Annotated in this window: 24 protein-coding genes and 1 pseudogene; 15 read left to right on the top strand and 10 right to left on the bottom strand. The window is 66.9% G+C overall.

Features of this window, described 5'->3' with window-relative positions; translation table 11 throughout:
* Positions 1–101 precede the first annotated feature (101 nt).
* Positions 102–1,814, bottom strand: coding sequence for a CocE/NonD family hydrolase (locus ACZY0X_RS15365; RefSeq protein WP_463771551.1), 1,713 nt, complete (start codon positions 1,812–1,814; stop codon positions 102–104).
* Between the two features lie 62 nt (positions 1,815–1,876).
* Between ACZY0X_RS15365 and ACZY0X_RS15360 the strand changes: the two genes are divergently transcribed.
* Positions 1,877–2,473, top strand: a complete 597-nt coding sequence (locus tag ACZY0X_RS15360) for a TetR/AcrR family transcriptional regulator (RefSeq protein WP_463771550.1) — start codon at positions 1,877–1,879, stop codon at positions 2,471–2,473.
* 104 nt (positions 2,474–2,577) lie between these two features.
* The gene (locus ACZY0X_RS15355; protein ID WP_463771549.1) at positions 2,578–3,333 is read left to right on the top strand and encodes a YebC/PmpR family DNA-binding transcriptional regulator; all 756 of its coding nucleotides are present in this window, start codon (positions 2,578–2,580) and stop codon (positions 3,331–3,333) included.
* A gap of 13 nt (positions 3,334–3,346) precedes the next feature.
* Here the strand turns inward: ACZY0X_RS15355 and ACZY0X_RS15350 are convergent, their stop codons facing one another.
* Together ACZY0X_RS15350 and ACZY0X_RS15345 are read right to left on the bottom strand one after the other, a co-directional pair.
* The gene (locus ACZY0X_RS15350; protein WP_463771548.1) at positions 3,347–3,475 is read right to left on the bottom strand and encodes a hypothetical protein; all 129 of its coding nucleotides are present in this window, start codon (positions 3,473–3,475) and stop codon (positions 3,347–3,349) included.
* Between the two features lie 8 nt (positions 3,476–3,483).
* The gene (locus tag ACZY0X_RS15345) at positions 3,484–4,341 is read right to left on the bottom strand and encodes an alpha/beta fold hydrolase (protein WP_463771546.1); all 858 of its coding nucleotides are present in this window, start codon (positions 4,339–4,341) and stop codon (positions 3,484–3,486) included.
* Between the two features lie 62 nt (positions 4,342–4,403).
* On the opposite strand from ACZY0X_RS15345, the gene ACZY0X_RS15340 reads away from it, so the two are divergent.
* On the top strand, positions 4,404–5,006 hold the full coding sequence (locus ACZY0X_RS15340; RefSeq protein ID WP_463771544.1) for a TetR/AcrR family transcriptional regulator: 603 nt from the start codon (positions 4,404–4,406) through the stop codon (positions 5,004–5,006).
* Between the two features lie 2 nt (positions 5,007–5,008).
* Here the strand turns inward: ACZY0X_RS15340 and ACZY0X_RS15335 are convergent, their stop codons facing one another.
* Positions 5,009–6,256: a mechanosensitive ion channel family protein gene (locus ACZY0X_RS15335; protein WP_463771543.1), complete on the bottom strand. Its 1,248-nt coding sequence runs from the start codon at positions 6,254–6,256 to the stop codon at positions 5,009–5,011.
* 161 nt (positions 6,257–6,417) lie between these two features.
* On the opposite strand from ACZY0X_RS15335, the gene ruvC reads away from it, so the two are divergent.
* The 4 genes from ruvC to ACZY0X_RS15315 all read left to right on the top strand — a co-directional run bounded on the left by ruvC (position 6,418) and on the right by ACZY0X_RS15315 (position 9,100).
* Positions 6,418–6,996, top strand: coding sequence for a crossover junction endodeoxyribonuclease RuvC (gene ruvC / locus ACZY0X_RS15330; RefSeq protein ID WP_463771541.1), 579 nt, complete (start codon positions 6,418–6,420; stop codon positions 6,994–6,996).
* Entirely contained in the window at positions 6,993–7,580 is a 588-nt protein-coding gene (gene ruvA, locus ACZY0X_RS15325; protein WP_463771540.1) for a Holliday junction branch migration protein RuvA, read from the top strand. Before ruvC ends, ruvA begins: the two co-directional genes overlap by 4 nt.
* Positions 7,577–8,650 (top strand): Holliday junction branch migration DNA helicase RuvB, encoded by a 1,074-nt coding sequence (gene ruvB, locus ACZY0X_RS15320; RefSeq protein WP_463771538.1) that lies wholly within the window; start codon positions 7,577–7,579, stop codon positions 8,648–8,650. Before ruvA ends, ruvB begins: the two co-directional genes overlap by 4 nt.
* A gap of 63 nt (positions 8,651–8,713) precedes the next feature.
* Positions 8,714–9,100, top strand: a complete 387-nt coding sequence (locus ACZY0X_RS15315) for a DUF1304 domain-containing protein (RefSeq protein ID WP_463771620.1) — start codon at positions 8,714–8,716, stop codon at positions 9,098–9,100.
* 47 nt (positions 9,101–9,147) lie between these two features.
* Here ACZY0X_RS15315 and ACZY0X_RS15310 read toward each other — a convergent pair.
* A pseudogene (locus ACZY0X_RS15310) lies at positions 9,148–9,990 on the bottom strand (GGDEF domain-containing protein); the annotation flags it as partial.
* Positions 9,991–10,350: 360 nt separating this feature from the next.
* A complete protein-coding gene (locus tag ACZY0X_RS15305) occupies positions 10,351–10,977 on the bottom strand; it encodes a maleylpyruvate isomerase N-terminal domain-containing protein (RefSeq protein ID WP_463771537.1) in 627 nt (208 codons plus the stop codon).
* Positions 10,978–11,082: 105 nt separating this feature from the next.
* Here ACZY0X_RS15305 and ACZY0X_RS15300 point away from each other — a divergent pair, with 105 nt between their 5' ends.
* On the top strand, positions 11,083–11,724 hold the full coding sequence (locus ACZY0X_RS15300) for a hypothetical protein (protein ID WP_463771536.1): 642 nt from the start codon (positions 11,083–11,085) through the stop codon (positions 11,722–11,724).
* Here the strand turns inward: ACZY0X_RS15300 and ACZY0X_RS15295 are convergent.
* On the bottom strand, positions 11,721–12,185 hold the full coding sequence (locus ACZY0X_RS15295) for a MarR family winged helix-turn-helix transcriptional regulator (RefSeq protein WP_463771534.1): 465 nt from the start codon (positions 12,183–12,185) through the stop codon (positions 11,721–11,723). The two genes, ACZY0X_RS15300 and ACZY0X_RS15295, sit on opposite strands and share 4 nt — an antisense overlap.
* 65 nt (positions 12,186–12,250) lie before the next feature.
* Here ACZY0X_RS15295 and ACZY0X_RS15290 point away from each other — a divergent pair, with 65 nt between their 5' ends.
* Entirely contained in the window at positions 12,251–13,084 is an 834-nt protein-coding gene (locus ACZY0X_RS15290; RefSeq protein ID WP_463771533.1) for an alpha/beta fold hydrolase, read from the top strand.
* Here the strand turns inward: ACZY0X_RS15290 and ACZY0X_RS15285 are convergent.
* Positions 13,065–14,498: a gamma-aminobutyraldehyde dehydrogenase gene (locus ACZY0X_RS15285; protein ID WP_463771531.1), complete on the bottom strand. Its 1,434-nt coding sequence runs from the start codon at positions 14,496–14,498 to the stop codon at positions 13,065–13,067. The two genes, ACZY0X_RS15290 and ACZY0X_RS15285, sit on opposite strands and share 20 nt — an antisense overlap.
* A 30-nt stretch (positions 14,499–14,528) precedes the next feature.
* Positions 14,529–15,869: a 4-aminobutyrate--2-oxoglutarate transaminase gene (gene gabT, locus ACZY0X_RS15280; protein WP_463771529.1), complete on the bottom strand. Its 1,341-nt coding sequence runs from the start codon at positions 15,867–15,869 to the stop codon at positions 14,529–14,531.
* Between the two features lie 361 nt (positions 15,870–16,230).
* On the opposite strand from gabT, the gene yajC reads away from it, so the two are divergent.
* The 6 genes from yajC (at position 16,231) to ACZY0X_RS15250 (ending at position 24,403) form a co-directional block, all read left to right on the top strand.
* A complete protein-coding gene (yajC, locus tag ACZY0X_RS15275) occupies positions 16,231–16,599 on the top strand; it encodes a preprotein translocase subunit YajC (protein ID WP_463771618.1) in 369 nt (122 codons plus the stop codon).
* Between the two features lie 70 nt (positions 16,600–16,669).
* A complete protein-coding gene (gene secD, locus ACZY0X_RS15270) occupies positions 16,670–18,544 on the top strand; it encodes a protein translocase subunit SecD (RefSeq protein ID WP_463771527.1) in 1,875 nt (624 codons plus the stop codon).
* A 4-nt stretch (positions 18,545–18,548) separates the two neighbouring features.
* Positions 18,549–19,796 (top strand): protein translocase subunit SecF, encoded by a 1,248-nt coding sequence (gene secF, locus ACZY0X_RS15265; protein WP_463771525.1) that lies wholly within the window; start codon positions 18,549–18,551, stop codon positions 19,794–19,796.
* A gap of 6 nt (positions 19,797–19,802) precedes the next feature.
* A complete protein-coding gene (locus tag ACZY0X_RS15260) occupies positions 19,803–21,458 on the top strand; it encodes an ABC transporter substrate-binding protein (protein WP_463771524.1) in 1,656 nt (551 codons plus the stop codon).
* A 32-nt stretch (positions 21,459–21,490) separates the two neighbouring features.
* A complete protein-coding gene (locus ACZY0X_RS15255; RefSeq protein ID WP_463771617.1) occupies positions 21,491–21,997 on the top strand; it encodes an adenine phosphoribosyltransferase in 507 nt (168 codons plus the stop codon).
* Positions 21,998–22,039: 42 nt separating this feature from the next.
* A complete protein-coding gene (locus ACZY0X_RS15250; RefSeq protein WP_463771522.1) occupies positions 22,040–24,403 on the top strand; it encodes a RelA/SpoT family protein in 2,364 nt (787 codons plus the stop codon).
* A gap of 12 nt (positions 24,404–24,415) precedes the next feature.
* On the opposite strand, the gene ACZY0X_RS15245 is transcribed toward ACZY0X_RS15250, so the two are convergent.
* Entirely contained in the window at positions 24,416–25,624 is a 1,209-nt protein-coding gene (locus tag ACZY0X_RS15245; RefSeq protein ID WP_463771616.1) for an MFS transporter, read from the bottom strand.
* Positions 25,625–25,699 lie beyond the last annotated feature (75 nt).

The following is a 25,699-nucleotide window of genomic DNA, read 5'->3' as shown; positions in this document are numbered from 1 at the left end:
ACCATCACCATGACTGTCAGCGATGTCCCGAGACATATGTGTCAACGATGTCCCGAGACACCACAGTTCGCTGAGCGCTCCAAAACGCGCCGAAATCGCGGTCAGGGGAGGACGGGGAGCAGTAGCCGCGACGACGAGTGCACGGTGTTCAGGCTGCTGGTGCCGACGCTGGCGTGTCGAAAGTTCATGATCGCAGGCACGTCGGGGTTCTGGTCGTCGCTCGTGATCATCAACTGGATGCGGTGTCCCTTGGCGAAGCGGCGGGCGTTGGGCACCAACGGGATTCTGTACTCCACGTCCTCGCCGATCGGCACGGCAGTCGCCGTCCGGCACGGCAGCACGGGGTCGCCGGGGGTGCTGGCATCCTCGTCGACCTCGCGCAGAGTGGCGCGCAGCCAGCCCGCCGTCACCTCGGTGATCTCGCCGTCGGGAGTGACGTCCTGCAGCGTCACGATCCACGCGGTGTCGGCGGCGGTGGCCGCGGCGATCAGCCGCACCTCGATCGCACCGACGACGTCGAGATCCGCATCCAGCGGGGGACCGGTCCAGGTGAGCATCGCGGGCGGGTCGATCGAACTGGCGCCTGCGCGATTGAGGCCCGCGCCCAGCACCATGTAGTCACGCGCGCCCGGCTCTCCCTCGTCATCGTCGAGTACGCCGTCGGCGCGCAATGCGAGTTCGCGATGGGTTGCCGCGGGCGGCCACGTCGCGCTGGTGTGCCACTCCTCGGCGCCGGGCAGTGCATACCGGATCGGGTCGCCGTCGGTGATACCGGTGTCGCGCCCCTTGAGCCAGTGGTCGAACCACGCGAGCGCCTCAGTGTGCAGGCTCTCCCACGGCCACGTCATGCCGTATTTGTCGAGCAAGCCCATGCGCACGTTGGGGTTGTGCGCCAACGCCTTCCACGCGATGAACGTCGACGGTAGGTGCAGCGGGACGTTCTCCCAGCCGCAACCGAGGTACACCGGGATGTCGATGTTCTTCAGCAGCGGCGTGAGATCCCTGTCGTCCCACCACTCGTCGCGGGTGGGGTGCTTCACGGCGACGTCGAGCCAGAGATCGTCCCAGGGGTGCGGATCATGGGGGAGCTTGAGCAGTTGCCGCATCATCGTGAGCGAGGCCTCGCCGTTCATCGTGGCGAACTTGCGGTGCAGCGGCGGTGCCTGCAGCACCTTGCGGGCCAGCTCCAGCGGACGGCTGCGCCAGAAACCGTCGCTGCGTGCGGCCGTCAGGCCGACCATCGAGAGAAACGGCGTGATGAACGAAGAACTCACCAGCCCGTGGTGGGTGGCCGCCTCATAGAGGTCGGCGGTGGCCGCCACCGGGAAGATCGCCTTGAGGTGCGGTGGTCGCTCGACGGCGGCCTCCAGCTGGGTCATGGCGAAGTAGCTGATGCCGATCATGCCGACGGTGCCGTCGCACCAGGGCTGCGCGGCGGCCCATTCGACCAGGTCGTACATGTCCTGGCGCTCCTGGGCGTCGAAGAACCCGAAGGTGCCGCCCGAGCCGCCGGTGCCCCGCACGTTGGCGATGACGTGGCCGTAGCCGCGTGGCACCCAGTAGTCGGTGACGCCGGCCTCGATGAAGCCCATCGGGGCGCCGAGGTCCTGGATCTGGCGGGGGTAGGGCGAGGCGGCGATCAGGGCGGGGAAGCGACCGCTCGCGTCTGGGCGGTGGACGTCGGCCATGAGCGAGACGCCGTCACGCACGGGAACCGCGACGTTGATGTCGTGTCGGACGCCGTGCTCCGGCGCGCTGAGATTGCGGTACTCGCGGCCGGTGGTCTGAGGCCCGTTCAGGATGTTCCGCGACATGAGTCTCACGGTAGGTTGAAACTAGTCTCAACGCAACGTGAGACTTCTGCTAGGGTCTGCACATGCCGAAGAGGTCGCCTCCCGGTCCGCGTGACGAACGCGGCGTGCTGTCGGCGCGCATCCTCACCTCGGCGCGAAGCGAGTTTGCCCACCATGGCTGGGCCGGCACGACGATTCGGGCGATCGCGCGCGGCGCCGGCGTTGACCCCGCGCTCGTCTACCACTACTTCGGGTCGAAGGAAGCGTTGCTCGACGCCGCGACCGAGCCACCGCAGCGGTGGCTCGACAGTGTCGCTGCGACCTGGTCGACCCCGCAAGGCGAGTTGGGTGCGGCACTGCTGCGACTCATGTTGGGCGCCTGGGCCGATGAGGAGATCGGGCCCGTCCTGCGGTCGGTGCTGCTGACCGCGGCGCATGACGAGTCGACGCGGGGGAAGCTCCGTCGCATCGTCGAGGCCGGCTTGATGGGTGTCTCGGAGCTCGGTGTGGACGAGCGGGACCGATTGGTTCGCAGCGGGCTGATCTCGTCGCAGATCATGGGCCTGGCGATGATGCGCTATGTGTGGGCAATCGAGCCAATCGCGTCGATGAGCGACGACGAACTCGTTGCAGCGGTCGCGCCGAACCTGCAGCGCTACGTCGAGGGCGACCTTGGCTGAGCATTCCGACACTGTCGATCGCCGAGGTACTGCGGGTGCAGCGCGAACGCCCACGTAGACTCGACGCTCTGACTTCGCAGTAGACAAGAAGAGGTATCAACTGCATGAGCGGCCATTCCAAGTGGGCGACCACCAAGCACCAGAAGGCCGTCAAGGATGCGCGACGCGGCAAGGAATTCGCCCGACTGATCAAGAACATCGAGGTGGCGGCGCGTACCGGCGGCGGCGACCCGACGGGCAACCCCACGCTGTACGACGCCATTCAGAAGGCCAAGAAGACGTCGGTGCCCAACGACAACATCGAGCGCGCCCGCAAACGCGGTGCCGGTGAAGAGGCTGGCGGCGCGGACTGGCAGACCATCACATACGAGGGTTACGGCCCCAACGGCGTCGCGATCCTCGTCGAGTGCCTCACCGATAACCGCAACCGCGCAGCCGGTGAGGTCCGCGTGGCGATGACCCGCAACGGCGGCAACATGGCCGACCCGGGATCGGTGGCCTACCTGTTCACCCGCAAGGGCGTCGTGACGCTGCAGAAGAACGGCCTGACCGAGGATGACGTGCTCACCGCGGTCCTCGAGGCCGGCGCCGAGGACGTCAACGATCTCGGCGAGGCCTTCGAGATCATCTCCGAGCCCACCGATCTGGTGGCGGTGCGAACTGCGCTGCAGGACGCCGGTATCGACTATGACTCCGCCGACGCCAGCTTCCAGCCCTCGGTCACTGTGCCCGTCGATCTCGAGGGCGCCCGCAAGGTGCTCAAGCTGATCGACGCGCTCGAGGACAGCGATGATGTGCAGGACGTCTTCTCCAACGTAGACATCCCCGACGACGTCGCCGCTCAACTCGACGAGGACTGAACTTCCCGCAGGGTCACCGGTGACCGCCCATGTGGTGCAGCAGAACCGGGCCGCCGAACAGGAACGAAAACTGCGGTGCGTAGGACACCTTCGGTGGTGTCGCCGTCAACTGCGTTTGGTTCAGCGTTGCGAACCGGCTCATGGGTTATCTCACGTTGCGAGAGGCCGCTTTTCACGTGACGCGGTCAGGAATGCGCCGATCTCGCGGGCGGTCTGCTCGGGCTGATCGAGCATGATCAGCACCTTCGCGTCGTCGACATAGCGCAGCGTCCCGCCGGTGAGATCCGCCAGCCGAGACGCGTGTGCCTGCGGCATCACCCGATTGTGGCTCCACAACACGAGCACGTCACCGTCGAAGTCGGCGAGCCTCTCGGTCGCGCGGATGAGGTCGTGCTTCACGATCTTCGTGCGTGAGTACTTCAGCAGGTCGCGCCGGATCCGCACGTCGGCGATGCCAGGTGCCGTCCACGCCTCCATCACGTCCTGGGGGATCGGCTTGGCCGCCATCATGCCCCACATGAAGAACCGGTTGCGCAGCCAGCCGATGCGCATCTGCCCCAACGCCAGCCTCACGGTGCCCGTGGTCCGGGTGCCCACCCAGACGACCTTGCCGGGGAGGCCCGGCGGGAAGTTGTCGAATGCCTCCGACGGGCAGATCACCATTCGGCCGACGCGGTCGTCGCGGCCGAGGTCGGTGAGGAATATCGGGCCACCCCAGTCCGTCACCACCAGAGTGACATCGGTGAGGTCGAGGGCATCGAGGAAGTCGGCCAGGATGTGAACCATGCCGGGCATCGTCAGGTCGGCGTCATCGTTCATCGGCATTCGATGACCGCCAATCGGCAGCACCGGGAGCACGTAGCGGAACCCCTCCGGTAACAGCGGCAGCGCTCGGCTCCACTGCGACTCATTCATCAGCAGGCCGTGCAGCAGGACCACCGGCGGGCCAGCCGAATCGCCCGCCTCGAAATACTCAACCGGGCCTGCCGCGACATCGACGGATCTCATCTAACCTCCATTAGAACCAGTATTCTAGAACGTATGCTCTAGTGTGTCTTCAGGAGGCGACGATGGCAAGGTCCACCAGGGAAGCGATCCTGACCGCGACGGCGGAACTGATGCGTCACCGTGGTTACGCGGCCGTCGGCATGAAGGACGTCGTTGCGGCGGCCGGTGCCCCGATCGGCTCGCTCTATCACCACTTTCCCGGTGGCAAGCTCCAGATCGCGCGCGAAGCGCTGATCAACGCGGGTGTGGCGTACGGACTGCTGATCCCCACGCTCGTCGACCCACACGACGATCTCGGTGAGGCGATCGACGCCGTCTTCGTCCAGGCCGCCGAGGACATGTCGACGACGGGCTACGCCAACATGTGTCCGGTGGCCAGCGTCGCGGCCGAGATCGCCGACACCGTCGAGGAACTGCGGGCCGCCTCGGCGGGAATCTTCACGGCATGGCTCGACGGCGGCACCGAGTACTTCGTCGCCCGGGGTCTCGACCGTGATATGGCTCGGCAGGTCACGGTCGCGCTGGTGAGCGGCCTGGAGGGCGCTTTCGTGCTGGCGCGCACCCTGCGCGACACCGAACCACTGCTGGCTGTCGGGCGCACGCTTGCCGTGCCGTACCGCGGCGTCGCACTGGGTGCCCGTGCCTCGGCGCCGGTTGGCGGCTGACGTCAGCCGCGCCCGTTGGACCTGACCAGGTCGTCCTCGACGTCATCGGCGTGCTCATCGAACGCCTTCGCGCGCTCGTCGGCCTCGGGGCTTCCGGAGAACAGGCTCGAGCCAACGCGTTTCGTCTCGCCAACGCGTTTCGTCTCACCGCCGTTGCGCCGGATCTGTGGCTCGGCCGCCGGTGTCGAGGGTTCGATGCGCTGCGTGGGCACGACGCCGCCCGTGCGCTGCACCCAATCGACCATGCCCTCACGCACCTCGCATCGAAGATCGAACAACGCGCCCGCGTTCGGGGCGCTGACCACGATCCGCACGCGCACCACACCGCCGACGGCGTCGGTCACCTGCAGCACGCCGCGCCGGCCGTCCCACTGGTCGCTCGAGGCAAGCAGTCGGTCGAGTTCGGCGCGCATATCGTGGAAAGGGACCGAGAAGTCGACATCGAACTCGACGGTGCCCATGATCTCGGTGGCGCTGCGCGTCCAGTTCTCGAACGGTGTGGTGGTGAAGTAGGTGCACGGGAGGACCAGTCGCCGCTCATCCCACAGCCTGACGACGACGTAGGTCAGCGTGATCTCCTCGATGCGGCCCCACCAGCGGCCCTCCTCGAGTTCGACGACATCGCCCACCCGGATCGCGCCCGAGAACGCGATCTGCATGCCGGCGAACACCGCTCCGAGCGAGGTCTGCGCGGCAAGGCCGGCAACCACTGACAACACACCGGCTGAGGCGAACAGCGTGGTGCCGATATCGGAGAAAGCCGGGAACGTCATGAAGATCGCCGCAATGCCGAGCACCACCACGATGGCGGTGGCAAGACGTCGCAGCACCGTCACCTGGGTCCGCAGCCGTCGCCACTGGCGGTCGGCGTCGGTGATCTCGGCGTTGTCACCGCCGCCGTATCGGGTGATGATCCGGCGCTCGGCGACCTCGACCAGGCTGATCAGCAGCCAGGTCATGGTCGCGATGAGGAGGATCAGCAGGCTGTGATCCACCCATCCGCGCCAGCTATCCACCGGGTCGGAGGTGCGCTGAACGGCAATCGTGGCGGCGAACACCATGAGCGCGGCGCGCAGCGGTCTGCGCGTCAGCTCTGCGATATCGCGTACCAGCGCGCTGCGGCGCCCGAGGCGGATGAGCACCCAGGTGACAATCAGTCCCAGCAGGTAGGCGGCCGCCGCGGCACCGCAGACCCAGGCCAGCGTGACGGCGAGATTCGTTGCGGACTCGAGATCGGTCTCGGCGGGCATCGAGTGAGTTCAGCTCCAGGGATCGGGGTCGGGTCCCCATCGACGGTAGCCGCGTCCGCAGCCGACGTCACATCGGCACGGTGGTGGCGTGTCCCTGCCCGGCACCGTCGCCCCCGACGGTTACGCTATCGAACAGCTGTTCTAGAGACGGAGGAGATCGCGTGCGTGTGATGGGCGTCGACCCGGGCCTGACCCGTTGCGGGCTGTCCGTCATCGAGAGTGGGCGCGGGCGACAGGTCACCGCTCTCGACGTCGACGTGGTCCGCACTCCATCCGATCAGCCGCTGCACAAGCGCCTGCTCACCATCAGCGACACCGTCGAGCACTGGATGGACACCCACCTGCCCGACGTCGTCGCTATTGAGCGGGTTTTCGCGAACCAGAACGCGCCCACTGCGATGGGTACCGCGCAGGCCGGGGGAGTGATCGCGCTCGCCGCCGCCAAGCGGGATATCGACGTGCACTTCCACACGCCGAGCGAGGTGAAGGCCGCGGTTACCGGCAACGGGCGGGCTGACAAGGATCAGGTCACCACGATGGTGACGAGAATCCTTGCGCTACAGAGCAAACCGACACCGGCCGACGCTGCCGACGCGCTGGCGCTGGCGATCTGTCACTGTTGGAGGGCGCCGATGATCGCGCGGATGGCGGCGGCGGAGGCCATGGCCGCCGAGCAGAAACGCAAGTACAAGGCCAAGCTCAAGGCCGCTCCCGCGCGGATGTCAGGGAGCGCGACGTGATCGCCTCGGTGCGTGGTGAGGTCGTTGACATCGCCCTCGACCACGCGGTGATCGAGGCCGCGGGCGTCGGCTACAAGGTCATGGCGACACCGTCCACACTGGCCACGCTGCGGCGTGGAACCGAGGCCAGGCTCATCATCGCGATGATCGTGCGCGAGGACTCGATGACGCTGTACGGCTTCGCGGACGGCGATGCCCGGGACCTGTTCAGCACACTTCTCGGCGTGTCCGGGGTGGGGCCGAAGATCGCGCTGGCGACGCTGGCGGTCTACGACGCGCAGGCCCTGCGGCAAGCCCTCGCCGATGGCGATGTCACGGCACTGACGCGGGTTCCGGGGATAGGCAAGCGCGGCGCCGAGCGCATGGTATTGGAGCTTCGCGACAAGATCGGCCCGGTGACGCCCGGTGGTGTCGCGCTGGCCGGGGGACGCGCCATTCGTGGTCCCGTTGTGGACGCGCTCATCGGGCTCGGCTTCGCCGCCAAGCAGGCCGAGGAGGCCACGGACAAGGTGCTGGCCGGTGATCCCGATGCGACGACCCAGAGCGCGCTGCGCGCCGCGCTATCGATGTTGGGCAGGAAATGAGTCGGTTCGACGGTGACGACGACGGCGCGACCGAGGATCTCGAGCGCGACGTCTCACCCGCGCTCACAGTGGGCGAGGGGGATATCGACGCGAGCCTGCGGCCCCGCTCACTGAATGAGTTCATCGGCCAGCCGCGCGTCCGCGAGCAGCTGCAACTCGTCCTTGAGGGCGCCAAGAATCGTGGTGGCACACCGGATCACATCCTGTTGTCGGGACCGCCGGGGCTGGGCAAGACATCGCTGGCGATGATCATCGCCGCCGAGTTGGGCACCGCCCTGCGCGTGACGTCGGGTCCGGCGCTGGAACGCGCAGGAGATCTGGCCGCGATGCTGTCCAACCTCGTCGAGCACGACGTCCTGTTCATCGACGAGATTCACCGCATCGCGCGCCCCGCCGAGGAAATGCTGTACCTCGCGATGGAGGACTTCCGTGTCGACGTCGTCGTCGGCAAGGGTCCGGGGGCGACGTCGATCCCGCTCGAGGTCGCCCCGTTCACACTCGTTGGCGCAACCACCCGCTCTGGCGCACTGACCGGTCCGCTGCGTGACCGGTTCGGATTCACCGCCCACATGGACTTCTATGAGCCAGTCGAACTCGAACGAGTGCTGCTGCGGTCGGCGGGCATCCTCGGCATCGAACTGGGTGCCGAGGCGGGTTCGGAGATCGCCCGACGCTCGCGGGGGACGCCGCGTATCGCCAACCGGCTGCTGCGCCGTGTCCGTGACTACGCCGAGGTACGTGCCGATGGCGTCATCACAACCGATATCGCGAAGTTGGCGCTCGAGGTGTACGACGTCGACGATCTCGGCCTGGACCGCCTGGACCGCGCAGTGCTGTCCGCCCTGATTCGCAGCTTCGGTGGCGGCCCGGTCGGGGTGTCGACCCTCGCGGTCGCCGTGGGCGAAGAGGCCACGACCGTCGAGGAGGTGTGCGAACCTTTCCTGGTGCGCGCCGGGATGATTGCTCGCACACCGCGCGGACGGGTCGCCACCAGCCAGGCCTGGCGGCACCTGGGACTGACACCGCCGAGCGGGGTCGGCGGGCTGGGGCAACCCGGTCTCTTCGAGTAGTCGGTCCCTTCGAGCGGTCGGCCGCTTCGAACACTAGGGAGTACCGGAATGGGTCTTGGGGCAATGGTTATCGCGGCGCTGGTGTTCGCATCGCTGGCGGCGGTGCTGCACGTCTATATCTTTGTGTTGGAGTCGTTCCGATGGACGGCGCCAAGCACCCGCGCGACGTTCGGCACCACAGTGGAGGAAGCCGAGACCACCAAACTCCTGGCGTTCAACCAGGGGTTCTACAACCTCTTCCTGGCGGTCGTCATCGGAGTGGGCGTGGGGTTCATGATCTCCGGCGGTATCCCGGTTGGCGCCGCCTTGGTCTTCGCGGGTGCCGGGTCGATGTTGGCAGCAGCACTCGTGCTGTTGGTGTCGGCACCCGACAAGCTGCGAGCCGTGATCGTCCAGGGGACATTTCCGTTGTTGGCCGTGGCACTCCTGGCCGTCGGGTTGTCCACGTAGGCGTCCTCGAGGTACGCATCGCGGTCCTGTCCGGCGACGCAAACCTGGTCGCCTCCAGCGCGTTTGGCGGTGTACATCGCTCGGTCCGCCGACTCGACGAGGCCCTGGATGAAGGCACGGACTCCGCCCTCGGGAACCCGGCGCGGGGCGGCTGTCGCCACACCGACGCTCGCCGTGACGTTCCAGGGCGTCTGCGCGATCTCGCGCCGCATTCGCTCGGCGAGACCCGATGCGGTCTGCGGACCGCCGATCAGGCCCACGACGAATTCCTCGCCACCGATGCGGCCGATGACGGAGTCTCCGCGGCGGGTTCGGCGGAGGATGTCGGCGACGGCGATCAGGGTCTGGTCACCGGCCGCGTGGCCCGCGGTGTCGTTCACCCGCTTGAAGGCGTCCAGGTCGATCATCACGACGCCCAGCACCGATGATCGGTTGTTCATCGACTCGCCGGCCAGCACCCTCATCGACCTGTAGAAGCCACGGCGGTTGGGTAGCTCTGTCAGCGGATCGGTGTCGGATTTCAGTGCGTCGCTGCCAAGGAAATGTACGAGAACTTGCGCAGAGTAAGGCACGGCCAAAAGGCCGACGGCAAGCACCAGCAATTTGCTGATCGCTCCGAACGGGTCCCAGTCGGCACCGATCTGGACGGCGCATATCGTGGCAGTCCCCAATGCCAGGACCAACGTGAACGCCAGTGCCCGACTGGTGTGAAAGAACGCTGCGTATCCGGCGAGCGCGGCGAACGCAGTGCATATCTGCAAACCGGAACTTGGCGAGGATTGGGCGAGACTCGAAACTGCGACGCAGACACTCGCCGTGGCGATGAACACGATGGACTGGCGCCGGGTGGGCCACTGGGTCGTCCACAGGACCGCCGTGATGGCGCACATCGCGGCCACGACTATTGACACAATCCGGGTCGTCGCATTCTGCGGGCCGGAAGGGCTCCACAGCATCAAGGTGGGTACGGCGCCGAGTGCCAGCACGCAGCCAGCCACCAAGAATTGGGTGAAGCGTTGCAGATCGCGAGCCGCGAGATAACCGGACAGCCATTCATGGTGGTCGGGTTGCCGCCACCAACGGCTAATCCATTCCACGTGATGTGCTCGCTCTTCGTTGATCGTCGACCCGACCGCTTCGGCGTGGCGGGCGAAAAACCCTGACCCCCGCAATGACATGACACAACGACACGAGGAGCCCCCTCCCGATAGTACAAAACGCCAAGTCTATTTGCTGGTCATCCTTGGAATTCAGCGGATGACAGGCAACACGCAACTGGGTGTTACGCGACCTGCCAATATCTCCACCGCCGCGGTCGGATCGGGTATGGCGATCAGCACGTCGCGCGTCGCCTCGACTGCCCCCGTCGACGGTCCGACACCTCCGACGGCGTCCACCAGGTCGAGCAGGTGCACGGTTGACTCCACCAGCGCGACATCGGCCACGGCCGCCAGGGTCGCGCTGCCGACCACGGGATAGGAGATCGTCGACTGACCGGGCAGCGTCATCGCCCGCGCGGCGCGGGCGCAGTCGTTGAATCTCGTGATGGCGTCCGCCGGGCGAAGCGTGACGGCCTCAGAGAGGGCCGTCTGCGCCAGATCGCCTGCAGTTGTGTGTGCGGCTCCGCCGGGGGCGTTGAAAGTCCGCAGCATCGAGGCGGCGTCGCTGACGGCCGCGTCGGCGTCGAGAAGATTGCGGTCGAGCAGGTCGAACAGGCTCAGGGCGGGGCAGACGTGTGCGACGAGTGCGTGGACGTCCCATGGCGCGCATCGGGTGGGTGTAGACCACTGCTCGGCGGTGAGTTCGGAGCATCGCTGTGCCCAGCGTTCCCAGCTATCGGCGAGGAGGTCTCGTGTCGTGTCGTTGATGGCGCGCACATTCTCAACGCTACCCACCAGCCCCGTAGCTGCCGCGCACCAAATCTGGTGGCAGGTTAGCGGTGCGCAGTGGATGGGTATGCCTTCGGAGACCAAGGAGGACCCATGAACGACCTCGACACGCCCCATCGGGGTGGACGTTTGCGGATGCGGCGTAGCCGCGGTGCGGTGAGTGGACTGCTGCTGATCGCTTTGGGAGCGTGGGGTGCGGCTGTGCCGTTCGTCGGCCCGACGTTCAACTTCTCCTACAGCCTCGGCCAGGACTGGACCGCGGGCCGAGGGTGGCTGCAGGTGCTACCGGGTGTGGTCGCCGCCATCGGTGGCGCGCTGCTTCTCGCGTCGCGCAACCGGGCCACCGCCATGCTCGGCGGGTGGCTGGCGGTCGTGGCAGGCGCGTGGCTCGTCGTCGGACGGGCGTTTGCGGGACCGCTTGGCCTCGGTGACGTGGGCACGCCCGTCGCCGCGACGGACACGCAACGGGTGTGGATGGAGCTGACGTGCTTCTACGGGCTGGGTGCGTTGATCGTCTTCCTTGGTGGACTTGCGCTGGGCCGGTTGTCGATTCAATCGGTACGCGACGTCGAGTACGGACGTCGGCCCATCGCAACCGCCGGCCGGACAGATGAGGCCAGCGATGTGCCGACCGACACCACCGGACCCCTCACCCGTGAGCCTTCTGAACGACCTGCCTCGGGGTGGCGTGCTCGCCTCGGCGGCCATCGCAGGCACCGGACGACAGCGGTCTAACTGCGGGCCTGCTCGGGGTCGAGTTCGTCGAGGAGTTCCTGCATCGTCGCGCACATGTGGGCGAAGTCTTGGGGACCCGTGACGGCGGCCCAGCGGCGTTCAATGTCGGCGACCCGGTCGCCGGCAGCGCCGAGCAGTGATCGGCCGCGGGCTGTCAGATCGATGAGCTTGGCTCGCCCGTCCGCAGGGTCGGGCCGTCGCGTCAGATAGTCCAGCGACTCGAGGTCGTTGACTAGTTCCGAGGTGGCGGCCAGGCTCAGCTGCGCGCGCGAAGCCAGCTCAGTCAGCCGGATTCCCCCCATCCGAATGTTGCCGAAGATTTGGTAGTGCGGCTCGCGGATATCGGAGTAGCCCTGCTGCGCTGCGGGAGCTGCGAGGTCGTCGCGGAATAGGCGTAGCAGGCGGACCAGAAGCTGCCCGATCGCGAGTCGGCCCGCGGGCAGATCACTTGACGTCGCCATGGCGCCGAAGGATACTACGGTTACCGAAGTTTCGGTTGCCGAAGTAAATTAGGGGGTCGGTCGACATGGCCGTTGCGTTCGTTGACACAGCCCTGGGGCGACTGCAAATCCGCCGCGCCGGCACCGGGTCGCCGGTCGTGCTGTGGCACAGCCTCTTCCTGGATTCGCGGTCGTGGTGTGGGCTGCCGGCGCATCTGGCCGAGCACCGCACCGTCATCGCTATCGACGGCCCGTCGCACGGGGGAAGCCAACCCGTCACCCGCGATTTCACCTTCGCCGAGTGCCTCGCGGCTGCGGAGCGGGTGCTCGACGAGTTGGGTCTTCGCGAACCTGTCGACTGGGTGGGTAACGCGTGGGGCGGCCACGTCGGAATCCAGCTTGCCGCGCACCGGCCCGAGCGCATACGCACGTTGACCACCATCGGCACCCCCGCGCACGGGTTGCGGCCGGGGGAGCGCTGGGCCAAGGTGTGGCCGCTGGTGCAGCTGTACCGGTTCACTGGACCCAACCGGCTGCTGCTCAAACCGCTGGCCGACGCCCTGGTCGGACCCGAATCGATTGCTGCACAGCCGGATTTGTCAGCAGAGGTAATGAGCGCCTTCACCGCGGCTCACCGCCGGGCGATGTTTCACGCCATGAGGTCGATGATGCTTCGACGGCCCGAGATGGCCACCGACATGGCGGCCATCACGACGCCGACGCTGGTCATCGCCGGCCGCGACGACTCGACGGGATGGCGGCCCTCGGATGCCCGGGCTGTGGCCGCGGGCATGCGTGATGCCCGCGTGGTCGCCGCCGCCGGCTCCGGGCACTCCTCACCGCTGATCGTCGACCTCGCGACCGTCGAGCGTGCGTTGGCGGAATTCTGGGAAGAGGTCCCTATCCCGTATAGACCATGACGTGCTTGATCCGGGTGTAGTCCTCGAGCCCGTACATCGACAGGTCCTTACCGTGGCCCGAGGACTTGAAGCCGCCGTGTGGCATCTCGGCGACAAGCGGGATGTGGGTGTTGATCCAGACGCAGCCGAAGTCCAGTGCGTTGGACATCCGGATCGCCCGTGACACGTCCTTGGTCCACACCGAGGACGCCAGGCCGTACTCGACACCGTTAGCCCACGTGAGTGCCTCGTCCTCATCGCTGAACGCCTGCACGGTGATGACCGGGCCAAAGATCTCGTTCTGAATCATCCGGTCGTCCTGGCGCAGACCGCCGACGACCGTCGGTTCGACGTAGAAACCCTTGTCGCCCTGACGGTTTCCACCGGCCGCCACCGTCGCATGCGCCGGTACGTCGGTGAAGAACGACAGGACGCGATCCAGCTGGTTGGCGTTGTTCACCGGCGGCACCCACGCGTCCTCGTCATCGGCTGCCCTGCCGAACGTCGTGGTCGCGCCCCTGGCCTGCTCGGCCAGCGCGGCGGTCAGGTCACCGACGATCGACGCGTGCGCGAGCACCCGGGTCGCCGCGGTGCAGTCCTGCCCGGCGTTGAAGTAGCCCGCGGTCGCGATGCCCTCGGCGGCCGAGGCGATATCGGCGTCGGCGAACACGACCACCGGGGCCTTACCGCCGAGTTCCAGATGTGTGCGCTTCAGGTGCCCGCCGGCACTGACCGCGACCGCCCGACCCGCCGCCACCGAACCGGTGATCGACACCATCTCCGGTGTGGGGTGCGCGACGACGGCCGCGCCCGTGACGCGGTCACCCGCCACGACGTTGAGCACGCCGGGCGGCAGGTGCCTGCCTGCGAGTTCGGCCAGCATCACCGTGGTGACCGGCGTCGTGTCGCTGGGCTTGATCACGACGGTGTTGCCTGCGGCGATGGCGGGACAGAACTTCCAGATCGCCATCATCATCGGGTAGTTCCACGGGGCCACCTGGCCGACCACGCCGACCGGTTCGCGCCGGATCCACGAGGTGTGGTCTGTCATGTACTCGCCGGCCGACTTGCCCTCGAGAACCCTTGCGGCACCGGCAAAGAAGCGGATCTGGTCGACCATAGGCGGGAGTTCCTCGGCCATGGTGACGTGATTGGGCTTGCCGGTGTTGCGGCCCTCGGCGGCGACGAGGTCGGCGGCGGCAGCCTCGACGTCGTCGGCGAAGGCGAGTAGCGCTTTCTGACGGGCGGCCGGGGTGGTGCGCTTCCAGTCCTTGAACGCCGTCGCCGCGGCCTCATAGGCGTTGTCGACATCCTGTGCGTTCGACACCGGTGCGGTGCCGTACGTCTCGCCGGTGGTCGGGTCGACAAGAGGCATCGTGGCTCCGCTGACGGAGTCGACGAGGTTCCCGCCGATGAAGTTCTGCACGGTGGTCATGAGATGTGAATCCCCTTCCGGGTGGGGTGATCAGAGATCGGACAGCAGCTGCGCCAAGATGTCGAGACCCTCGTTGAGAAGGTCGTCGCTGATGGCCAGCGGCGGGAGGAATCGCAGGACGTTTCCGTAGGTGCCGCACGACAGCACGATCACGCCCGCCGCGTGCGCGCCGGCGCACAACGCCTTGGTCAGCTCGGCGTCGGGTTCGAGGGTGCCCGGCTTGACCAGTTCGACGGCGATCATCGCGCCCCGACCGCGTACGTCACCGATCCGGTCGTCGTCGGCCTGCAGGGCATCGAGCCGGCCCTTCATGAGGGTCTCAATCTCCTTGGCGCGAGCGACCAACCCGTCGGACTCGATGGTCGCGATGGTCGCCAATGCCGCGGCACACGCGATGGGGTTGCCGCCGTAGGTGCCGCCGAGGCCACTGACATGCGGGGCGTCCATGATCTCGGCGCGACCGGTGACAGCCGACAATGGCAGGCCGTCGGCGATGCCCTTCGCGGTGACGATGAGATCCGGGTCGATGCCCTCGTGCTCGCAGGCGAACATCGCGCCCGTGCGGGCGAAACCGGTCTGCACCTCGTCGGCGATGAAGACAACGTCGTTGGCGCGACACCACTGCAGCAGGGTGGACAGGAAGCCCTCGGCGGGAACGATGAAGCCGCCCTCGCCCTGGATCGGCTCGATGATCAGCGCGGCCAGGTTGTCGGCGCCGACCTGCTTGTCGATGATGCTCAGGGCCCGGCGCGCGGCGAGTTCACCGTCGGTGGCCAGTTCCTTGCCGAACTCGGCGTCGCGGAACGGATAGGACAGCGGAGCCCGGTAGATCTCGGGCGCGAACGGGCCGAAGCCGTGCTTGTAGGGCATCGACTTAGCCGTCAGCGCCATGGTCAGGTTGGTGCGCCCGTGATACGCGTGATCGAACGACACCACGGCCTGCTTATGGGTGTACGCGCGGGCGATCTTGACCGCGTTCTCGACGGCCTCCGAGCCGGAGTTGAACAGCGCCGAACGCTTCTCGCCGGTCACCGGGGTCAGCCTGTTGAGGTGTTCGCAGACCGCGACGTACTCCTCATACGGCGTGACCATGAAGCAGGTGTGGGTGAAGTCGGCCGCCTGGGCGGAGACGGCTTCGACCACTCGGGGGGAGGCGTTGCCGATGGTGGTGACCGCGATCCCCGAGCCCAGATCGATCAATCGGTTGCCATCGACGTCCTCGACGATTCCGCCACCCGCACGCGCGGCGTAGACCGGCATCGTGGTGCCGACGCCCCTGGCAACGGCGGCGCCCTTGCGTTGGATGAGGGCGGAGGATTTCGGGCCGGGGATTGCGGTGGCGAGGTGACGGCTCTGTTGGACGGTGCTCACGTCTGATACTCCAGTTCGCAGTGCTCTTGCGAGGGGGGATTACGGGGAACGGTCGGTGCGCGGCCAAGGCGGCGGGCGCCCCGCGACGTCCGTGTGCCAGCCTAGTCGGCCAACCGCGATGCACAACCGTAATAGTCGTCATGAGTCGTCATCGGGTGCGGATCCGGTATCGAATCGCGTCGATCACCACGCATTCGGTTGTCGTGACGCGGCGAGGGGAGCGGGACCGGCGTGCGCGATTCTCTCCGGTGGTGTCGGATTCCGCTGGGATCTGCGGTGATGGCACACTAGAAGTTCAAGCGGGCCTGTGACTGTCTGTCAGGGCGCGACACGCATGACTGACACGAAAGACAATTCTGAGATGGACCTCGTCGTCTTCCTTCCGCTGCTCATCATCCTTGGCGCATTCATGTTCTTCGCCTCGCGCCGCCAGAAGAAGGCGATGCAGGCGACGATCGACCTGCACGAGTCGCTGACCGTGGGCGACCGCGTCCACACCACGTCTGGCCTGCAGGCCACCATCATCGATGTCTCCGACGACACCGTCGATCTCGAGATCGCGCCGGGTGTTGTGACCACCTGGATGAAGCTCGCCGTGCGCGACCGTATCGAGGCCGATGATGAGTACGACGAGGACGACACCGAGACCGATGAGTACGCCGATGACGTCGCAGATGTGACCACCGGCACCGAGGCCACGGCCGATCCGAATCAGATCAAGAAAGACTGACAGCGGAGCACTCAGCCCCACCACGTACCCTTTGCGGTGCTGACGCACGACCTGAGGAGATTCAAGCAACGTGGCATCGACTTCTTCGCCGGTGCACCCGTACCGCTACCTGACGCTCTTCCTGGTCCTTCTGATCGGTGCTTTCTCGCTGGTGTTCTTCACCGGTGACAAGCAGGCCAAGCCAAAGCTCGGCATCGATCTGCAGGGCGGGACCCGTGTCACGCTGACGGCGCGTACACCCGACGGCTCACCGCCCACTCGTGAGGCGCTGACCCAGGCCCAACAGATCATCGGCGACCGCGTCGACGGTCTGGGCGTCTCGGGTTCCGAGGTGGTTATCGACGGCGAGAACCTGGTCATCACCGTGCCCGGTGACGACAGCAGCGAGGCGCGCAACCTCGGACAGACGGCACGGCTCTACATTCGGCCCGTCATTCACGTGATCCCGGCGCAGGCGCAGGGTCCCACCCCTCCGCCCGCGGAGGCACCAGCCGGCGGAATCCCGGGTATGCCCGGAACCCCAGGCATGCCGGGAGCACCGGGAATGCCCGGTGCGCCGGGGGCGCCGCCGCTGTTCGCGCCGGCCGAACCGGAGGCACCGATCGTGCCGCCGCGACCAGGCGAACCGGTGCTGCCGGGCGCCGCTGAGGCGCCAGCACCCGCACCAGCACCAGCACCAGCACCGCAGCCGCGGCCTTTCCCCCAGGAGCCGGCGCCGACCCCGCCGCCGACACCAGCACCCGATGCCCCGCCGGCTGAGGCCCCGCCTGCCGGCAGCACGCCGCCTCCGGCAGCACCACCGGCACCACCTGCACCCGCACCGGGCTCACGGGAGGCGAAGGCGCAGCAGATCTCCGACGAGAAGGCGCTGCGTCAGAGCACCGAACAGCAGATCCAGCTGTTGGCGCTGCAGTTCCAGGCCACCCGGTGCAACGACGAGGATGTGCTGGCAGGCAACGACGATCCCAACCTGCCGCTGGTCACATGCTCGGAGGACCACACCCAGGTCTATCTCCTGGACAAGTCGATCATCAGCGGTGAGGGCATCAAGAACGCGAGTTCCGGCCTGGACACGCAGCGCGGCGAGTACGTCGTCGACCTCGAGTTCAAGAGTGACGCCGCCAACGTGTGGGCCGACTTCACCGCAGCCAACGTCGGCACCCAGACGGCGTTCACGCTCGACTCGCAGGTGGTCAGTGCACCCGCGATCAACGAGCCCATCCCCGGTGGCAACACCCAGATCACCGGCCAGTTCACCCAGGACTCGGCACGCGAACTCGCCAACGTCCTCAAGTACGGCTCGCTGCCGCTGTCATTCGAGTCCTCGGAGGCCGAAACCGTCTCCGCCACGCTCGGTTTGACGTCGCTGCGGGCTGGCCTGATCGCGGGTGCGATCGGCCTCGCGCTGGTGCTGGTGTACTCGTTGCTCTATTACCGAGTACTGGGCCTGCTCACGGCGTTGTCGCTCATCGCCGCAGGCGCGATGGTCTTCGCCATCCTGGTTCTGCTCGGCCGCTACATCAACTACACGCTGGACCTCGCGGGCATCGCGGGTCTGATCATCGGCATCGGCACCACCGCGGACTCGTTCGTGGTGTTCTTCGAGCGCATCAAGGACGAGATCCGAGAGGGTCGCTCCTACCGGTCGGCAGTGCCACGCGGTTGGGCACGCGCTCGCAAGACGATCCTTTCAGGCAACGCGGTGACCTTCATCGCCGCCGCGGTGCTCTACGTCCTGGCCGTCGGACAGGTGAAGGGCTTCGCGTTCACACTCGGCCTGACCACCATCCTCGACGTTGTCGTGGTGTTCCTGGTGACCTGGCCGCTGGTGTACCTGTCCTCGAAGACGGCGCTGCTCGCCAAGCCGTCGATGAACGGCCTTGGCGCGGTCCAAGTGATCGCGCGCGAACGACGGGCCGCGGCGGCATCGACGGGAGAGCGGTAACGACATGGCCAAACACGAGCAACCCCTGGACACGGACGCCGACGTCGTCTCGACGGGTGAGGAGCTGACGGCCGCGACGTCGACAGCGCCCCAGCACGGTTTCTTCGTCCGGCTCTACACCGGCACAGGCGCATTCGACGTCATCGGCAAGCGCAAGATGTGGTACGCGATAAGCGGCGCGATCATGGCCATCGCGCTCATCAGCATCGTGGTGCGCGGCTTCACCTTCGGCATCGACTTCGAGGGCGGCACCAAGGTGTCGATGCCCGCGCAGGGCGCACAAGGACCGGTGTCGACCGAACAGGTCGAGACCGTGTTCAGCAAGGCGATCGGCAACCCTCCCGAGTCGGTGGTCACCGTTGGCACTGGTGAATCCGCGACGGTGCAGATCCGTTCCGAGACGCTCACCAACGACCAGACCGAGGACCTGAGGACGGCATTATTCGACGCCTTCCAGCCCAAGGGAGCCGACGGACAGCCCAGCAAGCAGTCGATCAGCGACTCCGCGGTGTCGGAGACGTGGGGTGGCCAGATCACACAGAAGGCGCTCATCGCGCTGGTGGTCTTCCTGGCGATCGTCACGGTCTACATCACGCTGCGCTACGAGCGCTACATGGCGGCCGCAGCGATGGGGTCACTGGTCTTCGACCTCGTCGTCACGGCGGGCGTGTACTCGTTGGTCGGGTTCGAGGTCACGCCGGCCACGGTGATTGGGCTGTTGACCATCCTCGGCTTCTCGCTGTATGACACCGTCATCGTGTTCGACAAGGTGGAGGAGAACACCCACGGCTTCGAGCACACCACCAGGCGTACGTTCGCCGAGCACACCAACCTGGCGATCAACCAGACCTTCATGCGGTCGATCAACACCAGCGTTATCTCGGTGCTGCCGATCGTGGCACTCATGGTCGTCGCGGTCTGGCTGCTGGGCGTGGGGACCCTGCAGGACCTCGCCCTGGTGCAGTTGGTTGGTGTTGTCGTCGGAGCGTACTCGTCGATCTTCCTCGCGACGCCGCTCCTGGTGACGCTGCGTGAGCGGACCGAGCTGGTGCGCAACCACAATCGCAAGGTGATGAACCGGCGCAAGGGAGTGTCGGCGAAGGCCGCCGCCGCCGAGGAAAGCGGATCGCCGGAAGCGGTCACGGTGACGGCGTCCGCCCCCGCGGCCATTGCACCCGACAAGCCCGCACCCGGAGCCAAGCCGATCCGCCCCACCGGTCGACCGTCGGGTAAGCGGACTCCCAGGCAGTAGATCGCTATGACTGCCCGGTTCCGGCGACCCGCGATCCTGGCGGCAACGCTGTCGCTCGTCGCCGGACTGGCGCTGTCCGCGTGCTCGGGTAGTGCCGCAGAGGACATCGACTACGCCGTGGACGGCGCGCTGTCCACCTACAACACCAACACGGTTGTCGGAGCGGCATCGGGCGGCTCGCAGGCCTTCGCGCGGGCGCTCACCGGGTTCAACTATCACGGGCCGGACGGGCAGATCGTCGGCGATCGTGACTTCGGTTCGATCGCCGTGGTCGGGCGGTCCCCGCTGGTGCTCGACTACCAGATCAACGACAGTGCCGTGTACTCCGACGGCAAGCCGATCACCTGTGACGACATGGTGTTGGCCTGGGCCGCACAGTCGGGCCGCTTCCCGGCGTTCGACGCCGCCAACCGGGCCGGCTACATCGACATCGCGACCATCGACTGCGCACCTGGCCAGAAACGGGCCCGGGTGGCGTTCGCCCAGGACCGCGCCTTCGTCGACTTCGGGCAGCTGTTCTCGGCGACGTCGATGATGCCGTCGCACGTGCTGGCCGACGAGCTCGGCCTCGGCGACGGTGGAGTGACCAAAGCGCTGCAGACCGGCGATGCGCCGACCGTCGAACGCATCGCCGCGGCGTGGAATCAGACGTGGAACCTGGCCCCCGGTGTGGATCTGAAGAAGTTCCCGTCATCGGGCCCCTACAAGCTCGAAGAGGTGACAGATGCGGGCGCGGTCGTCCTGGTCGCCAACGACCGCTGGTGGGGCGCGAAGCCCGTCACCGCCAGGGTCACGGTGTGGCCCCGCGGCGCCGATATCCAGGATCGGGTCAACGAGGGCTTCTACGACGTCGTGGACATCGCCGCGGGATCGTCGGGCACGCTGACGCTGCCCAACGAGTACGTGCGCACGGACACCTCGTCGGCGGGTATCGAGCAGATCATCTTCGCCGCCGCTGGCCCACTGGCCGATCCGGCTGCCCGTCGTGCGGTGGCGCTGTGCACGCCGCGTGACGTCATCGCGCGCAACGCCGAGACGCCGATCGTCAACAACCGGCTCAACCCGGCGTCGGAGGACTCGCTCACCGCCTCTGAGAGCGGGCTGGACGCTGACCGATACAGCGTCGCCAACCCAGACGCCGCCCGCGATGCGATAGATGGCCGGCCACTGGCCGTGCGAATCGGGTATCAGAGTCCCAACGCGCGCCTGGCCGCCGTCGTGGGCACGATCGCGAAGTCCTGTGCCGCGGCGGGGATCACCGTGGTCGATGCCGCCGGTGCCGACGTCGGCCCACAATCCCTGCGCGACAACCAGATCGACGCGTTGGTCGCAAGCACCGGCGGGGCGACGGGTAGTGGTTCCACCGGGTCGTCCGCAATGGACGCCTACGACCTGCACAGCGGTAACGGCAACAATCTGTCGGGCTACTCCAATGAGCAGATCGACGGCATCATCGCCGCCCTCGCGGTGACGGCGGACCCCAAGGAGACCGCCCGGTTGTTGCGCGACGGCGCTCCGGTGCTGTGGGCCGATATGCCGACGCTGCCGCTGTACCGTCAGCAGCGGATCCTGCTGACCTCATCGAAGATGTTCGCTGTCAGCAGCAATCCGACACGCTGGGGTGCCGGCTGGAACATGGACAGGTGGGTACTGGAGACGTGACGGACGACGGCGGTACCTCCGAGGTTGCGCGCGTGATCTCGGCGCTGACGCGAAACGTCGCGGACTTCCCGGAACCGGGGATCCAGTTCAAGGACCTGACGCCGGTGCTGGCCGATGCCGTCGGGCTGGCCACCGTCACCAAGGCGTTGGCCGAGATCGCCGTGGGTTCCGACCTGGTCGCGGGTATCGACGCCCGCGGCTTCCTGCTGGGCGGGGCGGTCGCGACGCTGCTGGGCACCGGGGTGCTCGCAGTCCGCAAGGGAGGCAAGTTGCCGCCGCCGGTGTTTGGGGAGAGTTACGCCCTCGAGTACGGCGAGGCGATCCTCGAGATACCAGCCGACGGCATCGATATCGCAGGCCGTCGCGTCTTCCTCATCGACGATGTGCTGGCCACCGGAGGCACGCTGGCAGCGGCCGCGCGGCTGCTGGAGCGTGGCGGTGCCATCGTCACCGCAGCGGCGGTGGTTCTCGAACTGAGTGCTCTGGGCGGACGCGAACGGGTCCAACCGCTACCGGTCACGAGCCTCACTGTGGTGTGAGGGATATCCTCGACGGAGTGAGACGGTCAGGAGGTGGTGGGAATGGCTGACGATCATGCCCTGACCCAGACTCAGCCCCTGCCCGTCGTGCCCGCCGACGCGGTGACCCCCGAGGCACCGGCCGTCCCGGAGACGACGAAGACCACCTCGAGCGCATCGAGGCGGGTACGGGCCAGGCTGGCGCGCCGTATGACATCGCAGCGCAGCACTGTGAACCCGGTTCTCGAGCCGCTGGTCGCCGTGCACCGCGAGGTCTACCCCAAGGCTGACCTGGCTACCCTGCAGCGCGCATTCGACGTGGCCGAGAAGCGTCACGCCGATCAGCTGCGCCGCTCCGGTGACCCCTACATCACCCATCCGTTGGCAGTGGCCAACATCCTGGCCGAACTGGGCATGGACACCACCACGCTCGTCGCGGCGCTTCTGCATGACACAGTCGAGGACACCGGGTACACCCTGGAGGCCTTGATCACCGAGTTCGGCAGCGAGGTTGGCCACCTGGTCGACGGCGTCACCAAACTCGACAAGGTGGTCCTTGGCACCGCCGCCGAGGCCGAGACCATCCGCAAGATGATCACCGCGATGGCCCGGGACCCGCGGGTTTTGGTGATCAAGGTCGCCGACCGCCTGCACAATATGCGCACCATGCGTTTCCTGCCGCCGGAGAAGCAGGCGCGTAAGGCTCGCGAAACGCTGGAAGTCATTGCCCCACTTGCGCATCGGCTGGGCATGGCGACCGTGAAGTGGGAGCTGGAGGATCTGTCCTTCGCGATCCTGCACCCCAAGAAGTACGAGGAGATCGTGCGCCTGGTGGCCGACCGGGCGCCGTCCCGCGACACCTATCTGGCCAAGGTGCGCGCCGAGATCAACGCCTCACTCGCCGCGATGAAGATCAGCGCCGTCGTCGAGGGCAGACCAAAGCACTACTGGTCGATCTATCAGAAGATGATCGTCAAGGGCCGCGACTTCGACGATATCCATGACCTGGTTGGCGTGCGGATCCTGTGCGATGAGATCCGGGACTGCTACGCGGCCGTCGGCGTCGTTCACTCGTTGTGGCAGCCGATCGCCGGGCGGTTCAAGGACTACATCGCCCAACCGCGGTACGGCGTGTACCAGTCCCTGCACACCACGGTGGTGGGACCGGAGGGCAAGCCGCTCGAGGTGCAGATCCGCACCCGCGACATGCACAAGACCGCCGAGTACGGCATCGCGGCGCACTGGCGCTACAAGGAGGCCAAGGGCCGCAACGGCGTCCCCGCCGGCCACGCCACCGCCGAGATCGACGACATGGCGTGGATGCGCCAGCTGCTCGACTGGCAGCGGGAGGCCGCCGACCCCGGAGAGTTCCTGGAGTCGTTGCGTTACGACCTTGCGGTGCAGGAGATCTTCGTCTTCACCCCGAAGGGTGACGTCATCACCCTGCCGACCGGATCAACGCCCGTCGACTTCGCCTACGCGGTGCACACCGAGGTCGGCCACCGCTGTATCGGCGCGCGGGTGAACGGTCGACTCGTGGCTCTCGAACGCAAGCTCGAGAACGGCGAAGTGGTCGAGGTGTTCACGTCCAAGGCTCCCAACGCGGGGCCGTCGCGCGACTGGCAGACGTTCGTGGTGTCGCCGAGGGCGAAGGCCAAGATTCGGCAGTGGTTCGCCAAGGAGCGCCGCGAGGAGGCACTGGAGTCCGGTAAGGACTCGATTGCCCGCGAGGTGCGACGTGGTGGACTTCCGTTGCAGCGCTTGATGAGTGCGGACTCGATGGCCGCTCTCGCTCGCGAGCTTCGCTACCTCGACGTGTCAGCCCTTTACACCGCCGTGGGGGAGGGACACGTCTCCGCCCGGCACGTGGTGCAGCGGTTGCTCGCCCAGTTGGGTGGGGATGACGAGGCCGAGGACGAGATCGCCGAGCGGTCCACGCCTGCGACCATGCCGGTCCGCCAGCGCACCAGCGATGATGTCGGGGTCTCGGTGCCCGGCGCCGCGGGGGTGCTGACCAAGCTGGCCAAGTGCTGCACCCCGGTGCCCGGTGACAACATCATGGGCTTCGTCACCCGTGGCGGCGGGGTCAGTGTGCACCGCACCGACTGCACCAATGCCGAGTCGCTGCAACAACAATCGGAACGCATCATAGACGTCAAGTGGGCGCCGTCGCCGTCATCGGTGTTCCTGGTGGCAATCCAGGTCGAGGCTCTGGATCGGCACAGGTTGCTCTCCGATGTCACCCGAGTGCTCGCCGACGAGAAGGTGAACATCCTGTCGGCCTCGGTCACGACGTCCAACGACCGTGTTGCGATCAGCCGCTTCACATTCGAGATGGGCGACCCCAAGCATCTGGGTCACGTGCTCAACGTGGTGCGCAACGTCGAGGGCGTCTACGACGTCTACCGTGTGACATCGGCGGCGTGAGGCCTGCGCGGCTCACTCCGATGCGTGGACGGCGCGCCGTGTGTTGATGGCGCCGACCAGGGCTGCGGCCAGGCAGGCGGCGGCAACGGCCCCCGCGAACCAGGGGAAAACCGAACTCAGCGGCCATTGGGTGGCTGCCCACCCCGCGATGAGTGTGGGCACCGCCATCGCGGTGTAGGCCAGGAGGTAGTACGCCGACATCGTCGCGCCGCGGCGATCGGCGGGAACCACGTTCGACAGGTGCCGCAGTGAACCTCCGAAGCCCAGTCCGAACGTCGCGCCGAGAAGAGCGGCGGCAACCAGCACCAACGGCCAACTGTGCGTCATCAGAGCGGGGATCGTGAGGAGAAGGACGACGGCCATGCCGATGTCACCGATGATGGCCGCTCGCCGGGCGGGCACGCGGGCCCCGAACCACTGCGCCACCGCAGCCGCGAATGCCGTCGTTCCGACCACCGCGCCGCCGAACACCACGTTGTGGATCCCGGCCTGCTGTGCGGCAAGGGTGGGGTAGAGCGACAGCAGCACACCGAGAACCGACCACGATGCCATCACGCCCAGCCCGGAGAACCAGAAGTCGGAACGAATCTGTTGCGGGACAGACGGTCTGACGATCCGGATGCGGCCCGGTGACCGTGCGGTATGCGGTTCGCGCAGCGCGACGACACCGACGCCCACGATGGCGCAGACCACCGCAACGGCCGCATACGGCGTGCGCATCGGATGTGGCGCGTACTGGGCTAGCAGCGAGGAACCCACGATCGCAATCGTCAGCCCGATGTTGAAGCTGACACCGCTGAGCTGGCCGGTGCGCACGCCGCGCTCGGGACGCAGATCCAGCAGTGCCGCGGCGCCCGCGACGACGATCGAACCCACCGCCGCGCCGTGGATCGCGCGAGCCACGATCAGCAACAGCATGTTGTCCGCGATGAGGAAGACACCGAGGCCGACGATCATCGCCGCCAGCGCGCCCAGGAGCACCGGCTTGCGTCCGATGACGTCGGAGATCTGGCCTGCGACCAGCACTGCACCCAGGGCGGCGATGGCGTACACCGCGAAAACGATGGTGGTGGACAGGGGCGAGAGATGCCAGACCTCTTCGTACATTCGGTACAGCGGTGCAGGCAGACCGGAGACCCCAAGGGCGACACCCGACAGGACGAGCAGCAGCGAGTAGGCCCCACGCTGCGCATTGCCAGTCGATCGGCCGACCGCGAGCACCGTCACTGTCCCTCCAAAGCGTATTCAGGTTTGACGAACATCGAACTCGATCGAGGGTACGCTCGGGTTTGATGA

The organism is Mycobacterium sp. IDUB_39 (genome assembly GCF_055419205.1).
Note: the sequence above shows the minus strand (reverse complement) of the source record. Positions and strands in the feature narration are given on the sequence as shown.

Excerpts from the sequence above, each read along its gene's own strand:
- ACZY0X_RS15365 (WP_463771551.1), bottom strand. The coding sequence starts at position 1,814 with ATGTCGCGGAACATCCTGAACGGGCCTCAGACCACCGGCCGCGAGTAC.
- ACZY0X_RS15360 (WP_463771550.1), top strand. The coding sequence starts at position 1,877 with ATGCCGAAGAGGTCGCCTCCCGGTCCGCGTGACGAACGCGGCGTGCTG.
- ACZY0X_RS15355 (WP_463771549.1), top strand. The coding sequence starts at position 2,578 with ATGAGCGGCCATTCCAAGTGGGCGACCACCAAGCACCAGAAGGCCGTC.
- ACZY0X_RS15350 (WP_463771548.1), bottom strand. The coding sequence starts at position 3,475 with ATGAGCCGGTTCGCAACGCTGAACCAAACGCAGTTGACGGCGACACCA.
- ACZY0X_RS15345 (WP_463771546.1), bottom strand. The coding sequence starts at position 4,341 with ATGAGATCCGTCGATGTCGCGGCAGGCCCGGTTGAGTATTTCGAGGCG.
- ACZY0X_RS15340 (WP_463771544.1), top strand. The coding sequence starts at position 4,404 with ATGGCAAGGTCCACCAGGGAAGCGATCCTGACCGCGACGGCGGAACTG.
- ACZY0X_RS15335 (WP_463771543.1), bottom strand. The coding sequence starts at position 6,256 with ATGCCCGCCGAGACCGATCTCGAGTCCGCAACGAATCTCGCCGTCACG.
- ruvB (WP_463771538.1), top strand. The coding sequence starts at position 7,577 with ATGAGTCGGTTCGACGGTGACGACGACGGCGCGACCGAGGATCTCGAG.
- ACZY0X_RS15315 (WP_463771620.1), top strand. The coding sequence starts at position 8,714 with ATGGTTATCGCGGCGCTGGTGTTCGCATCGCTGGCGGCGGTGCTGCAC.
- ACZY0X_RS15300 (WP_463771536.1), top strand. The coding sequence starts at position 11,083 with ATGAACGACCTCGACACGCCCCATCGGGGTGGACGTTTGCGGATGCGG.
- ACZY0X_RS15295 (WP_463771534.1), bottom strand. The coding sequence starts at position 12,185 with ATGGCGACGTCAAGTGATCTGCCCGCGGGCCGACTCGCGATCGGGCAG.
- ACZY0X_RS15290 (WP_463771533.1), top strand. The coding sequence starts at position 12,251 with ATGGCCGTTGCGTTCGTTGACACAGCCCTGGGGCGACTGCAAATCCGC.
- ACZY0X_RS15285 (WP_463771531.1), bottom strand. The coding sequence starts at position 14,498 with ATGACCACCGTGCAGAACTTCATCGGCGGGAACCTCGTCGACTCCGTC.
- yajC (WP_463771618.1), top strand. The coding sequence starts at position 16,231 with ATGGACCTCGTCGTCTTCCTTCCGCTGCTCATCATCCTTGGCGCATTC.
- secF (WP_463771525.1), top strand. The coding sequence starts at position 18,549 with ATGGCCAAACACGAGCAACCCCTGGACACGGACGCCGACGTCGTCTCG.
- ACZY0X_RS15260 (WP_463771524.1), top strand. The coding sequence starts at position 19,803 with ATGACTGCCCGGTTCCGGCGACCCGCGATCCTGGCGGCAACGCTGTCG.
- ACZY0X_RS15250 (WP_463771522.1), top strand. The coding sequence starts at position 22,040 with ATGGCTGACGATCATGCCCTGACCCAGACTCAGCCCCTGCCCGTCGTG.